Origin of the sequence: Sphingopyxis sp., assembly GCF_965227415.1 — a bacterium.
GTDB lineage: Bacteria > Pseudomonadota > Alphaproteobacteria > Sphingomonadales > Sphingomonadaceae > Sphingopyxis.
On record NZ_OZ245749.1, the window covers coordinates 2,740,614 to 2,753,618 of the forward strand.

Below are 13,005 nucleotides of genomic sequence, written 5' to 3' on the forward strand. Positions count from 1 at the left end.
CGCTAAAGGGCGGCGAATCCTCTTCAACCGAAGGACAGAAAATGCCGCAGCTCATCCTCATCCGCCATGGCCAGTCGCAGTGGAATCTGGAAAACCGCTTCACCGGCTGGTGGGATGTCGACGTCACCGAAAAGGGCGCGGCCGAGGCGTGGGCGGCGGGCGAGCTGATGAAGGCCAAGGGCATCGCCCCCGACACCAGCTTCACCTCGGTCCAGTCGCGCGCGATCAAGACGCTCAATCTCGCGCTCGAGGCGATGGGGCGTCTGTGGCTGCCGGTGACGAAGGACTGGCGCCTCAACGAGCGGCATTATGGCGGTCTCACCGGCCTCGACAAGGCCGAGACCGCGGCGAAGCACGGCGAAGACCAGGTCAAGATCTGGCGCCGCAGCTTCGACATCCCGCCGCCGCCGCTCGACGCCGGATCCGAATGGGATCTCGCCAGCGACCCGCGCTACGCGGGCATCGCGATCCCCTCGACCGAAAGCCTCAAGGACACGATTGCACGCGTTCTGCCCTATTATGAAAGCGCGATCACGCCCGAACTCGCCGCCGGCAAGACGGTGCTGATCTCCGCCCACGGCAACAGCCTGCGCGCGCTCGTCAAGCATCTGTCGGGCATTTCGGATGCCGACATCACCGGCCTCGAAATCCCGACCGGGCAGCCGATCATGTACGAACTGAACGACGATTTGACCGCGCGCGAGCGTTATTATCTGAACGAGCGCTAAGCGTCTGTTCCACTGACGTCGAACGCACGCTTCCGCAACGCGGAAGCCGACCTACAGCGTCCCCGTCACCGTCAGCTGGACATATTGCCCGAACCCGCGGCGGCGCGATTCCGAAAAGGCGATCGGCCCGTCGCGCCGGTCGACGAAAACGGTGCGGTCGAACCCGTCCTTCATGCCGGCCAGGTTGCGGTATGACAGCTTGACGGTGAAGCCCGCCACATCCTTGTGCTCGACGAAAGCCGTCACGAACGGCCCGACGGTATATTCCTTCTCGATTGCATCGAGCCGCAGGCTGCGCGCATAACGCTCGTCGAAATACCCAGCGCCCCACGCAAAATTGCTGCCCGGAATGTCGTGGCGGAAACTCAGGTCGACGACATAATCCTGCCCCGAACTCTGGTCGCGCCACAGCCCGGTCAGCGGATCGCGCACGCGGTTGCGCCGCACCGTGATGTCGCTGTTGATCCGCGCGCCCTTGAACCCGATCGGATCGAGCAGCAGCGTCGCTTTCGAACTGATGCGATACAGGTTCGCCGGCGGCAGGTTGCCGCGGCCCTCGGTCGTCGGCGACAGCGGGATCTGGTCGACCAGATCCTGCGCATAGGCATAGGCGAACTGGACCGACGCATTGCCCCAGCGCCCCAGATCCTGCACGAACTCCAGCTCGGTGCGGTTGACCACCGGCGGGACCAGCTGGCCGTTGCCCTGATTGCCCTGCCCGTTCGCGACATCGACCGAGCTTGCGAAATCATAGAAGTTCAGCTGATCGACCCGGCGCTGGATATGCCAGTTGATCGTCGTCTTCGGCCCGACCTTCCACGCAAAGGCCAGCTTGCCCTTCGGGCGGATGAAGCTGCGCGTGAGGCCGCCCGGACCCGATGAGCTGAGCTCGCTATATTCGGCAGCCAGGTTCAACTGCGCGGTCAGATTGGGTGCCAGCGAACGCGCCCAGGTCAGCGACGCTTCGGCGCGCTTTTCCTCGACCTTGGTCGTCTCGCCGCCAAAGACGATCGGCAGGAATTGCCCGCCGGGTTGCAGCACGGCCAGTTCGGCATCGACGTCGAGCGTGTTGTACGCGCCTTCGACCGCGACCTGCCAGTCGGTGCCGCCTGCGGTGCGCCAGCTATATTCGCCGCGCACGATCGACTCGCTTTCGTCGGCGGTCTGCTTGAACCGGTCGCCGGTCCGGCCGCCGATTTCGCGATCGACGATGAAGGTATCGACGACCGGGCTATGCTCGAACCGGTACAGGCCGATCATCTTCAGCCGCCCTTTGCCGAGGCCCATTTCATAATCGCCGCCGATATCGAAATTGCGCTCGTCTTCCTTGAAGCGAAAGCTTTCGGTGACCAGACCGCTGACCGGCCGCGTCGAAACGCTGTCGACGCCTTCGGTCAGATACTGGATCTGCGCGCCGGTGTTGAAATTCCATTTGTTGCCGTTCGCGGCCGTGCGCGACAGCGCCGCCGACAGGCGCGGGCGGTCGCCGTTATAGGCGCCGAATTCGTCGCGCGTGAACACCAGCACGCCGCTGCCCTCATAGACCTGTTCGGGACCCCAATGGCCCTGGCGGCTCGCCTCGTTTTTCAGGCTCAGCGTCAGGTTCGTCCCGCCGATCTTGCCCGTCGTCGACACCTCGCCGTTCAGCCAGTTGTTCGCGATTCGCGGGCGCCACTCGGGCTGCCAACGCAGCGTCGTCTTGAACCCGCCGGTCGCGCCGCTGCCCGCGACCAGGACGACGTTGGCGACCTGCCCGGTCAGTCCGGGAACGTTCAGGCTCGCACCGTCGACGATGTCGATATAGGCGACCTGCGCGGCGGTGATGCGCGACAACGCCGTGCGCGCATCGGTCGTCTTGCTGGCGATGCGCTCGCCGTTGATCAGGACATTCTCGGTCGCCTGGCCCAGCCCGCGATCGCCGCCATTGGTGCCGGTGACGATCAGGAAGCCCGGCACCTTCTCGACCATGTCGAGCGCCGTGCGCGGCGCAAAGCGCGCGAAGTCGACGGGCGTGTAGCGCTCGGCGCCATTGGTCGGGACCGGAACCGCGGGCGGCGCATCACCCGTCGGCGCGGGCGCTTCCTGCGCCGCGACCGGAAATGCCAGACAAAAAGCCAGTGCCAGCGACGATGCCCTTGCGGCCACGCGCATAAAATTCTCCCCTCCCTCGTGTATTGCCGCGCTAAAACAGCAACGCTTTGCCTGCAACAGCGAGAGAGGAAAAAGTCAAAATCTTATCCACCAACGACGGGATAGGATCGACGAGAAGAAAAATCCTCCCTGTCGCGGAGCGATCGGGAGGCGGGCGAAAGCCGACCTCTTGTCTCGTCATCCTGAACTTGTTTCAGGATCCACGGCCGGTCGTTTCCTTCGGCGCGGCGCTTGATCCGAGGTCAGGCCATGGATGCTGAAACAAGTTCAGCATGACGAAAGGGAAAGACCGCTCGTCGCGCGATACGTCTCAATCGCGCAACAGCTCGTTGATCGCGGTCTTGGCGCGCGTCTGCGCATCGACGCGCTTGACGATCACCGCGCAATACAGCGACGGCAAGCGGACGAAAGCCGACCTCTTGTTCTCGTCATCCTGAACTTGTTTCAGGATCCACGGCCGGTCGCTTCCTTCAGCGCGGCGCTGGATCCGAGGTCAGGCCATGGATGCTGAAACAAGTCCAGCATGACGAAAGGGAAAGACCGCTCGTCGCGCAATACGGCTCAATCGCGCAACAGCTCGTTGATCGCGGTCTTGGCGCGCGTCTGCGCATCGACGCGCTTGACGATCACCGCGCAATACAGCGACGGCCCCGGCGTCCCGTCGGGAAGCGGCTTGCCCGGCAGCGCGCCGGGCACGACGACCGCATAAGCGGGCACTTCGCCGACGAAGACTTCACCCGTCGCGCGGTCGACGATCTTGGTCGATGCGCCCAGATAGACGCCCATCGACAGCACCGCGCCTTCGCGCACGATCACGCCTTCGGCAACCTCGGCGCGCGCGCCGATGAAGGCGCCGTCCTCGATGACCACCGGCCCCGCCTGCAAAGGTTCGAGCACGCCGCCGATCCCGGCGCCGCCCGACAGATGGACGTTCGCCCCGATCTGCGCGCAGCTTCCGACCGTGGCCCAGGCATCGACCATCGATCCCTCGCCGACGCGCGCGCCGATGTTGACGAAGCTGGGCAGCAGCACCGCACCCTTGGCGATATGCGCGCCGTGGCGGACGATCGCGCCGGGCACGGCGCGAAAGCCAGCGTCGCGAAAGCGGTTCTCGCCCCAGCCGGCGAATTTCGACGGCACCTTGTCCCACCAGCGCGCGCCGCCGGGACCGCCTTCGATCAATTCCATGTCGTTGAGGCGGAACGACAGCAGCACCGCCTTCTTCAGCCACTGGTTGACCTGCCACGTTCCGCCCGCGTCGCGCTCGGCAACGCGAAAGCTGCCGTCGTCGAGTCCCGCGAGCGCGGTGCCGACGGCATCGCGTATGGCGCCCTGCGTCGTCAGCCCCAGCGTGTCGCGCGCATCCCACGCGGCTTCGATCGTCGATTGCAGGTCAGCGGTCATCGGATTCCCCAAGGCAAAGGCAAAGTATCGAGCCAGTCGCCGATGTCGGTCGCGTGGAAATCGACATGGCTTGGCAGGTGGTCGCGATGACCGCTTTCGCTGCCATTGTCCAGCCACACGGTGGTCATTCCCAGCATCTTTGCGGGGGTCAGATTGCGCGCCATATCCTCGACGAACAGGCTCGTTGCGGGATCGATGCCCAGGTGCGCGATCATCGCGGTATAGGCCGCGGGATCGGGCTTGGGGGTGTAGCGCGTCGCGCGAATGTCGCAGATCCCGTCGAACAGGTCCGCCACCCCGCGCGCTTCCAGCACACGCGCCGAATAATCGGCGTCGGCATTGGTAAAGATCAGCTTGCGGCCGGGCAGCCGCTCCAGCCCCGCGCGCAGCCGCGGATCGACGGTCAGCCGGTCGAGCGCGATATCATGGACATCGACCAGAAAATCCTCGGGATCGACGCCGTGGTGGCGCATCAGCCCCGCCATCGTCGTGCCATGGTCGTGAAAATATTGCTTTTGAACCAGTCGCGCTTCGACGGCATCGACCTTCAACAGCCGCATGATGAACGCGCCCATCCGATCGTCGATCAGGTCGAACAGCTTCGCCGACGGCGGATACAGCGTGTTGTCGAGATCGAAGATCCAGCTGTCGATATGGTCGATGGGCACCGTCATGACGTCGCGCCGCATAGAGGCCCTGTGGCGCCGCGGCAAGCGATGCGATTTACCGTTCGATAACCATGACGGGTCTAGGGTCAGGCCCCATTGATCGGACGTTCGAGGTTTGAGGCGATTTTGTTCAGGGCGAGGAGGAAAGGCGCAGGGATATGTCGATATCTCTCGACTTTCTGACGACGCCCTGGGCAAAATAGGCCAAATCCCAAGCGACGCCGAAATGGCTTCGATCTCGGGTCCGCGCGGTCTTGCGGGTAGCGATGCTACCCGCTGCACCCGCCCGAACCCGATATCTTCGCCATTTCGACGCCTCGAACGTGCAATCAATGGGGCCTGACCCTAGCGTCGAGGCTATTCAAGGCGCTAGAAGATAACAACGGGGATAAGGATAGTGATAATGGCCAAGGTGTCGCGGCGCAGTTCCAATCGGCGGATCGCAGCGCGGCCTTTGCCCATGCTCCTTGGCATCGCGGCGTTGTCGCTCGCCGGCTGCGGCGGTGGCGGGGCGCGTCCGTCGCCGACTCCCGCGCCGCCGGCGGCGCCGACTCCCGCACCGACCCCCACGCCAACGCCAACGCCGACTCCGACACCGCCCGCGACGGGCAATTTCAACACGGCCGAAACGCGCCGCTCGGATGGCGTCAACTTCCACGGTGCGATCACGGCCTATCAGGCGGGCGCGACCGGGCTGGGGATACTCGCCGGGGTGATCGACGACGGGATCGACGAGGATAGCCCCGAATTTGCCGGGCGCATCTCGTCCGCTTCGGCCGATCTCGCCGGATCGCGCGGGATCAATGGCGAAGGGACGCACGGGACGAACGTCGCGCAGGTGCTGCTGGGCGCAAAGAATGACGTCGGCACCTTCGGCATCGCCTTCAACGCCAATTTGCTCGTGCTGCGTGCCGACCGGCCGGGCAGTTGCGCGTCCGAGGACCCGACGAACGACGAAAGCGGGTGCCGCTTCGGCGAGACCGCGATCGCGGCGGGGCTCGACCGCGCGGTGACCGCGGGCGCGCGCGTCGTCAATATTTCGCTCGGCGGCGAAGATCCGCCAGGGGCGACCTTGCGCGCGGCCGTGGCGCGCGCCACCGCCGCCGGGATCATCGTCGTTCTTTCGGCGGGCAACGAAGGCGATACGACCGCGAACGGCAACGATCCGAACAATCCCGAACCCTTTGCGCGGGGCATGCGCGATGCCGGCGGCGGCCTGGTCATCATCGCGGGGTCGGTCGACGAAAACGGCATCAATTCCGACTTCAGCAATCGCGCGGGCATCTATGCCGCCTCCTATCTGTCGGCGCTCGGCGAAGGCGTGTGCTGCGCCTATGAAAATGGGGCGCTCAAAACCAGCGGCAATTTCGTCTTCGTTCTCAACGGCACCAGTTTCGCCGCGCCGCAGGTGGCCGGTGCGGTGGCGTTGCTCGCGCAGGCTTTTCCGAACCTGTCGGGTCAGCAGATCGTGCAATTGCTCTATCAATCGGCGCGCGATGCGGGCGCCGCGGGCGACGACGCCGTCTATGGGCAGGGCATTCTCGACATCGCGCGCGCGTTTCAGCCGCAAGGGGCGACGACACTCGCCGGGACGGCGACGGCGGTGCGGCTCGACACCGCGCTCGGCATTCTCGGCGGCCCGATGGGCGACGCGGGCCGAACGGGTATCAGCGGGCTCGTCACCGACAGCTATGGGCGCGCGTTCAGCGTCGACTTCGGGCAGTCGCTGATGACGCGCCGCCCCGATTTCAAACTCTCGGGGGCGATCGGCGGACTTATCCGACAACAGAGCGCAGCGTCGCACGCGACCGCGATGTCGCTGCTCACTGCGCCCGCCATGGCCGGCAGCAATGCGCTCGCCGGCCTGTCCTTCCACGATGCCGACCGCGCGCGAACACTCGCCGCTTCGGTGATCACGCGTCTCGATGCGAACACGCGCCTCGGCTTTTCGGCCGGTCGCGGGATCGGCGGGATGCTGGCGGGCGAGCGCGGTGAAAACGGCCATGCGATGCTCATCGGCGATGGCGCGCACGAAGGCCTCGGCTTTTCCGCCAGCCCCGGTATCGCCACGTTGGTCCGGCATCATATATCGCAAAATCAATATGTTAACCTGATCGCGGAAAGCGGCTGGGTGTCGGGTTCGCGCTGGCAGGACGATCCGTTGCTCCGCTACCGCTCGGGCCGTCACGACAGCCGCTACAATCGCCTCGGTGCCGCGTGGGACGGCCGCGTCGGCCCGCTTCGCGCCGCGCTCGGCGCCAGCTGGCTGCGCGAATCGGACAGCCTCCTCGGCGCCCGCCTCGGCCCCGTCTTCGGCGCCGGCGGCGCCACCAGCCTCGTCGGCGACGCCAGCCTCACCCTCGACATGCGCGATGACTGGCAAATTTCAGCCGCCTGGCGCCAGATGCGAACCCGCCCCGATCGGGCCGGCCTGATCGAAAGCGGTGCGCTCTGGTCGAACGCTTTCTCGTTCGACATCGCCAAGGCGCATCTCTTGCGCGCCGACGACCATGCCGCGCTCCGCTTCGCCCAGCCGCTTCGCGTTGCCCGCGGCGGAATCGGCCTGACGCTGCCTGTCGGCTATGACTATGACACGGCGACCGCAGCGTTCGGGCGGCGCACCTACAACCTCGCCCCGACGGGCCGCGAACTGGTGATCGAGGCGAGCTATGCGCTTTCGCTCTTCGGCGGCGATCTGATCGCAAACACATGGTGGCGGCAGGATCCGGGCCATATCGCCGCCATGCCTGACGACAAGGGCGCGGCGCTCCGCTTTACGATGGGCTTCTGATCGGCTTTAACGCGTCCCAAGGTCAGAACAGGGGATGCGCACATGAAGCCGATTCAAGTCCTTCCGCTCGCGCTCGTTGGCGCGATGCTCGCCATGCCGTTGGCGGCGCAGGCGCCTGCGCGCATTTTCATCCACGCCGGCAAGCTGCTCGCTGAACCCGGCAAGCCGGTGCGCGGCGCGTCGACGATCCTGGTCGAGGGCGACAAGATCGTTTCGATATCCGACGGTTTTCAGGCGCCGGAGCCCGGATCGACGCTGATCGATCTCAAGGACAAATATGTCCTTCCCGGGCTCATCGACAGCCATGTTCACCTGACCAGCGACGCGGGCGGGATCGCGGGGCAGCTCGAGGAAGTCACGCTCAGCCCGGCCGCGCAGGCCTTCAATGCGGAGGTCAATGGAAAGAAGACCCTCCAAGCCGGCTTCACCACCGTCCGCAATCTTGGCGACGGCGACGGCGCAACCCTGGCGCTCCGCGATGCGATCGCTGCCGGCAAGGTACAGGGTCCGCGCATCGTCGATGCGGGCAATGCCATCTCGGGCAGCTCCGGGCATATGGACGGCGCGCTCGGCTATCGCGACGAGCTGCGGCCTTTCTTCCAGGGCGCTGGCAACACCTGCAACGGCGCCGACGACTGCCGGCGCGCGGTGCGGCTGCAGGTCGGACGCGGCGCCGACGTGATCAAATTCGCGTCGACCGGCGGGGTCAACAGCCGCATCGGCGCCGGGCTGGGGAAGCAGATGTTCGACGACGAAGCCAAGGCGATCGTCGACACCGCGCATATGTTCGGCAAGAAAGTCGCCGTGCACGCGCACGGCGCCGACGGCATCCGCCTTGCGCTCGAAGCCGGTGCCGATTCGATCGAGCATGGCACGATTCTCGACGAGCCGACGATTGCAGCCTGGACGAAGTCGAAGGCCTATTACGTTCCGACGCTCTCGACCGTGAACGGCTATAAGGAACGCATCGCGGCGAACCCGAACGCCTATGAACCCGACGTGCTGGCGAAGATCCAGTGGCGTATCGCGATCACTGGCAAAAGCCTAGAACAGCTCGTCCCGCGCGGCGTGCGAATCGCCTTCGGCACCGACGCCGGCGTCGCGAAGCACGGTCGCAACGCCGACGAGTTCGAATTGATGGTGCTGCACGGCATGACCCCGGTGGAGGCGCTGAAGGCCGCAACCGTCAACGCAGCCGATCTGCTCGGCCTGTCGGACCAGATCGGCACGATCGCGCCCGGCAAGAGCGCCGATATCATTGCGGTGTCGGGCGATCCCCTTGCCAACGTGACGGTGCTGAAGAAAGTCGACTTCGTGATGGCGCGCGGGGTGGCAGTCGATTGAGCTAGAGCGCCGCGCGCAAGGCGCGCCATCGCTCTCGCTTCGCCGCAAAGCCGATCGTGTGCGCCGCGCTGCTCGACGGCAGGTCGACAAGCGTGACGGCGTCTCGCGACTTCATCTGTTTGCGCCCGATGGCGGCAGCCTTGCCGCCGTTGAACGCGATGATTTTCAGATCGGGCAGGTTCGCGACCAGCGCGGCGAGGTCGTGCGCCTCCGCCGCGCGAATATTGCCGTCGCTGCTCGTCCGTCGCTCGGCGGTACGGATGACGTCCCAAAGCCCGACCTTTGCTCCGCGAAGCGCCGCAAGCCGCTCGTCATACGGCATTGCCGCGAGCGGCTGCCCGACGGCCTCGCCGAGCAGACGCCAGAATTGGTTCGTCGGATGCGCATAATATTGCCGCTCGGCGAGCGAGCGTGCGCCCGGCAGGCTGCCCAGGATCAGCAGCCGGGTGTCCGGCGCGACATGTGGGGCGAAACTGGCGTGGCGGATCGTGGGCATTGCCGACTGATAACGCGGTCGAACCGACGCAACAATATTGCCTGCCCCTTGACCGCCAAGGGAATCACCGCTAGTGGCGCGCTCGGCCGAAAAGGGCGGTTTGCTGCCTCTTCCGGTTACAACAGCGCTTGAACATTGCTGGCGCGGATGGAGCCTCCGGGGATCGAATGCGATCGACCGGGGTCTTTTGCTGTTACAAGGTTGGCCTTTTCCGCCGGTTTCCGGCAGATCGGGGCGATGCTTCATCCACCGCGGTACAGTAACCGTTCGCTCCGATGGGCGGACATTTTAAGGTGAAGCATTCATGCCCACGATCAACCAGCTGGTCCGCAAGGGCCGGACTCCCCAGAAGGTGAAGTCCAAGGTCCCGGCGATGGACGCGAACCCGCAAAAGCGCGGCGTTTGCACCCGAGTCTATACGACCACCCCGAAAAAGCCGAACTCGGCGCTCCGTAAGGTTGCAAAGGTCCGCCTGACCAACCAGCGCGAAGTCATCACCTACATTCCCGGCGAAGGCCACAACCTCCAGGAACACAGCGTTGTGCTGATCCGCGGCGGTCGTGTCCGCGATCTTCCCGGTGTGCGTTATCACGTCCTGCGCGGCGTGCTCGATACGCAGGGTGTGAAGGACCGCAAGCAGAGCCGTTCGAAGTACGGCGCGAAGCGGCCCAAATAAGGCTCCGCTTTTTCGGCTATTTGATCATCCCAGGCTGCCCTGGCGCCGGGATGCTGTTGTAAAAGGAATTACCTATGGCTCGTCGTCGTCGTCCTGAACGCCGCGAAATCCTGCCCGATCCCCGTTTTGGTGATACGGTGCTGTCGAAGTTCATGAACAGCGTCATGCTGGACGGAAAGAAGTCCACCGCTGAAGGCATCGTTTATGGTGCCCTGGAGTCGGTCGAAGCCCGTGCGAAGAAGGAACCGCTCGGCGTGTTCCACGAAGCGCTCGCGAACATCCGTCCGAACATCGAAGTCCGCAGCCGCCGCGTCGGTGGTGCGACCTATCAGGTTCCTGTCGAAGTCCGCCCGGACCGTGCGCAGGCGCTCGCGATCCGCTGGCTGATCACCGCCGCGCGCAACCGCAGCGAGACCACGATGGCCGCGCGTCTGTCGGGCGAACTGCTCGACGCGTCGAACAACCGCGGCAACGCGGTGAAGAAGCGCGAAGACACGCATCGCATGGCCGAAGCCAACCGCGCGTTCAGCCACTACCGCTGGTAACAATTCTTCCTATATTGGGGGAGGCCCGCAAAGCCTCCCCCCAGACCTAAGGAATCTCTCATGGCCCGCAGCCATCCGCTCGACAAATATCGCAACATTGGGATCATGGCGCACATCGACGCCGGCAAGACCACGACGACCGAGCGTATTCTCTATTACACCGGCAAGTCCTACAAGATCGGCGAAGTCCATGACGGCGCCGCGACCATGGACTGGATGGAACAAGAGCAAGAACGCGGCATCACGATCACGTCGGCTGCGACCACCTGCTTCTGGGACGATCACCGGATCAACATCATCGACACCCCCGGCCACGTCGACTTCACCATCGAAGTCGAACGCTCGCTGCGCGTGCTCGACGGTGCCGTGGCGTGCTTCGACGGCGTTGCCGGCGTCGAGCCGCAGTCGGAAACCGTGTGGCGCCAGGCCGACCGGTATGGCGTGCCGCGCATGTGCTTCATCAACAAGCTCGACCGCACCGGCGCGAACTTCGAATATTGCGTCCAGTCGATCATCGACCGTCTGGGTGCGCGCCCGGCCGTGCTGTACATCCCGATCGGGATCGAAGCCGACCTCAAGGGTCTCGTCGACCTCGTCCACAACCGTGCGATCGTCTGGAAGGACGAAGCGCTGGGTGCCGAATTCTTCTATGAAGAGATTCCGGCCGACCTGGTGGAAAAGGCCGCGAAGTATCGCAGCGACCTCATCGAACTTGCCGTCGAGCAGGACGATGATGTCATGGAAGCTTATCTGGAAGGCAATGAGCCCGACGTCGCGACGCTGAAGCGGCTGATCCGCAAGGGCACGCTGAACCAGTCGTTCGTTCCCGTCTGCTGTGGCTCGGCGTTCAAGAACAAGGGCGTTCAGCCGCTGCTCGACGCCGTTGTCGATTATCTGCCGAGCCCGCTCGACATTCCCGACGTCCAGGGCTTGAAGCTCGACGGCGAGACGGCCGATTCGCGTCCGCCCGAAGACGATGCGCCGCTGTCGCTGCTCGCATTCAAGATCATGAACGATCCGTTCGTCGGCTCGCTTACCTTCGCCCGCATCTATTCGGGCACCCTGACCAAGGGCACCTATCTGAACTCGGTCAAGGACAAGAAGGAAAAGATCGGCCGTATGCTGCTCATGCATGCGAACAGCCGTGAAGATATCGACGAAGCCTTTGCGGGCGACATCGTGGCACTTGCCGGCCTGAAGGAAACCACGACCGGGGACACGCTCTGCGCCACCAACGCGCCGATCATCCTCGAACGCATGGTCTTCCCCGAGCCGGTCATCGAGCTGTCGGTGGAACCGAAGACCAAGGCCGACCAGGAACGCATGGGCATCGCGCTCAACCGACTCGCTGCCGAGGATCCCTCGTTCCGCGTGTCGACCGACCATGAATCGGGCCAGACGATCATCAAGGGCATGGGCGAGCTTCACCTCGACATTCTCGTCGATCGCATGCGCCGCGAGTTCAAGGTCGAGGCGAATGTCGGTGCGCCGCAGGTGGCGTATCGCGAATCGCTCGCGAAGGCCGTCGACGTCGATTACACCCACAAGAAGCAGTCGGGTGGCTCGGGCCAGTTCGGCCGCGTCAAGGTCAGCGTCGCCCCCGGCGAGCGCGGCTCGGGCATCACGTTCCTCGACGAGATCAAGGGCGGCAACATTCCGCGCGAATATATCCCGTCGGTCGAAAAGGGCATGCGCGAGTCGGCCGAGAACGGCCACATGATCGGCTTCCCGATCATCGACTTCGAGATCAAGCTTACCGACGGTGCGTACCATGATGTCGACTCGTCGGCGCTGGCGTTCGAAATCGCGGGCCGTGCGGCGATGCGCGAAGTGGCGGCGAAAGCCGGCATCAAGCTGCTCGAGCCGGTGATGAAGGTCGAGGTCGTGACCCCGGAAGATTTCATGGGTGATGTGATCGGCGATCTTAACAGCCGCCGCGGCCAGATCCAGGGCACTGACAGCCGTGGTAACGCCCAGGTGGTTGAAGCGATGGTGCCGCTCGCCAACATGTTCGGCTACGTCAACCAGCTGCGCTCGTTTACCCAGGGCCGTGCACAATATTCGATGCAGTTCTCGCATTACGAAGAAGTGCCGAGCAACGTCGCCGAAGAAGTGAAGGCCAAGATGGCCTGATAGGTCAAAGCCGCGCGGGCTTGCACCGCGCGGCAAGACCTACACGAGCGCGGGCTTGCACCGCGCGCC

The 13,005-nt window shown here is 64.6% G+C and carries 10 protein-coding genes; 6 read left to right on the forward strand and 4 right to left on the reverse strand.

Going from position 1 to position 13,005, the window contains the following annotated elements; all coding sequences use genetic code 11:
* Positions 1–41: 41 nt before the first annotated feature.
* Positions 42–728: a 2,3-diphosphoglycerate-dependent phosphoglycerate mutase gene (gene gpmA, locus ACO055_RS13455; RefSeq protein ID WP_422059397.1), complete on the forward strand. Its 687-nt coding sequence runs from the start codon at positions 42–44 to the stop codon at positions 726–728.
* A gap of 51 nt (positions 729–779) precedes the next feature.
* Here the strand turns inward: gpmA and ACO055_RS13460 are convergent, their stop codons facing one another.
* The 3 genes from ACO055_RS13460 to ACO055_RS13470 all read right to left on the reverse strand — a co-directional run bounded on the left by ACO055_RS13460 (position 780) and on the right by ACO055_RS13470 (position 4,972).
* Positions 780–2,879, reverse strand: coding sequence for a TonB-dependent receptor (locus ACO055_RS13460; RefSeq protein ID WP_422059398.1), 2,100 nt, complete (start codon positions 2,877–2,879; stop codon positions 780–782).
* 561 nt (positions 2,880–3,440) lie between these two features.
* Positions 3,441–4,283, reverse strand: coding sequence for a 2,3,4,5-tetrahydropyridine-2,6-dicarboxylate N-succinyltransferase (gene dapD, locus ACO055_RS13465; protein WP_422059399.1), 843 nt, complete (start codon positions 4,281–4,283; stop codon positions 3,441–3,443).
* Complete coding sequence (locus ACO055_RS13470) at positions 4,280–4,972, reverse strand: pyrimidine 5'-nucleotidase (protein WP_422059400.1); 693 nt, start codon at positions 4,970–4,972, stop codon at positions 4,280–4,282. The genes dapD and ACO055_RS13470 overlap by 4 nt, the downstream gene beginning before the upstream one ends.
* Positions 4,973–5,354: 382 nt before the next feature.
* Between ACO055_RS13470 and ACO055_RS13475 the strand changes: the two genes are divergently transcribed.
* Positions 5,355–7,742 (forward strand): S8 family peptidase, encoded by a 2,388-nt coding sequence (locus ACO055_RS13475; protein ID WP_422059401.1) that lies wholly within the window; start codon positions 5,355–5,357, stop codon positions 7,740–7,742.
* Between the two features lie 42 nt (positions 7,743–7,784).
* Entirely contained in the window at positions 7,785–9,086 is a 1,302-nt protein-coding gene (locus ACO055_RS13480) for an amidohydrolase family protein (RefSeq protein ID WP_422059402.1), read from the forward strand.
* Between the two features lies 1 nt (position 9,087).
* Here ACO055_RS13480 and ACO055_RS13485 read toward each other — a convergent pair whose 3' ends face one another.
* Positions 9,088–9,582, reverse strand: a complete 495-nt coding sequence (locus ACO055_RS13485) for a DNA-deoxyinosine glycosylase (protein ID WP_422059403.1) — start codon at positions 9,580–9,582, stop codon at positions 9,088–9,090.
* Positions 9,583–9,886: 304 nt separating this feature from the next.
* On the opposite strand from ACO055_RS13485, the gene rpsL reads away from it, so the two are divergent.
* The 3 genes from rpsL to fusA all read left to right on the forward strand — a co-directional run bounded on the left by rpsL (position 9,887) and on the right by fusA (position 12,936).
* Positions 9,887–10,258: a 30S ribosomal protein S12 gene (rpsL, locus tag ACO055_RS13490; RefSeq protein WP_037515637.1), complete on the forward strand. Its 372-nt coding sequence runs from the start codon at positions 9,887–9,889 to the stop codon at positions 10,256–10,258.
* A 74-nt stretch (positions 10,259–10,332) separates the two neighbouring features.
* Positions 10,333–10,803: a 30S ribosomal protein S7 gene (gene rpsG, locus ACO055_RS13495; protein WP_422059404.1), complete on the forward strand. Its 471-nt coding sequence runs from the start codon at positions 10,333–10,335 to the stop codon at positions 10,801–10,803.
* 60 nt (positions 10,804–10,863) lie between these two features.
* A complete protein-coding gene (gene fusA, locus ACO055_RS13500; protein ID WP_422059405.1) occupies positions 10,864–12,936 on the forward strand; it encodes an elongation factor G in 2,073 nt (690 codons plus the stop codon).
* Positions 12,937–13,005: the final 69 nt, after the last annotated feature.

What these genes read in the sequence shown, in the direction of transcription:
- gpmA (WP_422059397.1), top strand. Translation starts at nt 42, where the DNA reads ATGCCGCAGCTCATCCTCATCCGCCATGGCCAGTCGCAGTGGAATCTG.
- ACO055_RS13460 (WP_422059398.1), bottom strand. Translation starts at nt 2,879, where the DNA reads ATGCGCGTGGCCGCAAGGGCATCGTCGCTGGCACTGGCTTTTTGTCTG.
- dapD (WP_422059399.1), bottom strand. Translation starts at nt 4,283, where the DNA reads ATGACCGCTGACCTGCAATCGACGATCGAAGCCGCGTGGGATGCGCGC.
- ACO055_RS13470 (WP_422059400.1), bottom strand. Translation starts at nt 4,972, where the DNA reads ATGCGGCGCGACGTCATGACGGTGCCCATCGACCATATCGACAGCTGG.
- ACO055_RS13475 (WP_422059401.1), top strand. Translation starts at nt 5,355, where the DNA reads ATGGCCAAGGTGTCGCGGCGCAGTTCCAATCGGCGGATCGCAGCGCGG.
- ACO055_RS13480 (WP_422059402.1), top strand. Translation starts at nt 7,785, where the DNA reads ATGAAGCCGATTCAAGTCCTTCCGCTCGCGCTCGTTGGCGCGATGCTC.
- ACO055_RS13485 (WP_422059403.1), bottom strand. Translation starts at nt 9,582, where the DNA reads ATGCCCACGATCCGCCACGCCAGTTTCGCCCCACATGTCGCGCCGGAC.
- rpsL (WP_037515637.1), top strand. Translation starts at nt 9,887, where the DNA reads ATGCCCACGATCAACCAGCTGGTCCGCAAGGGCCGGACTCCCCAGAAG.
- rpsG (WP_422059404.1), top strand. Translation starts at nt 10,333, where the DNA reads ATGGCTCGTCGTCGTCGTCCTGAACGCCGCGAAATCCTGCCCGATCCC.
- fusA (WP_422059405.1), top strand. Translation starts at nt 10,864, where the DNA reads ATGGCCCGCAGCCATCCGCTCGACAAATATCGCAACATTGGGATCATG.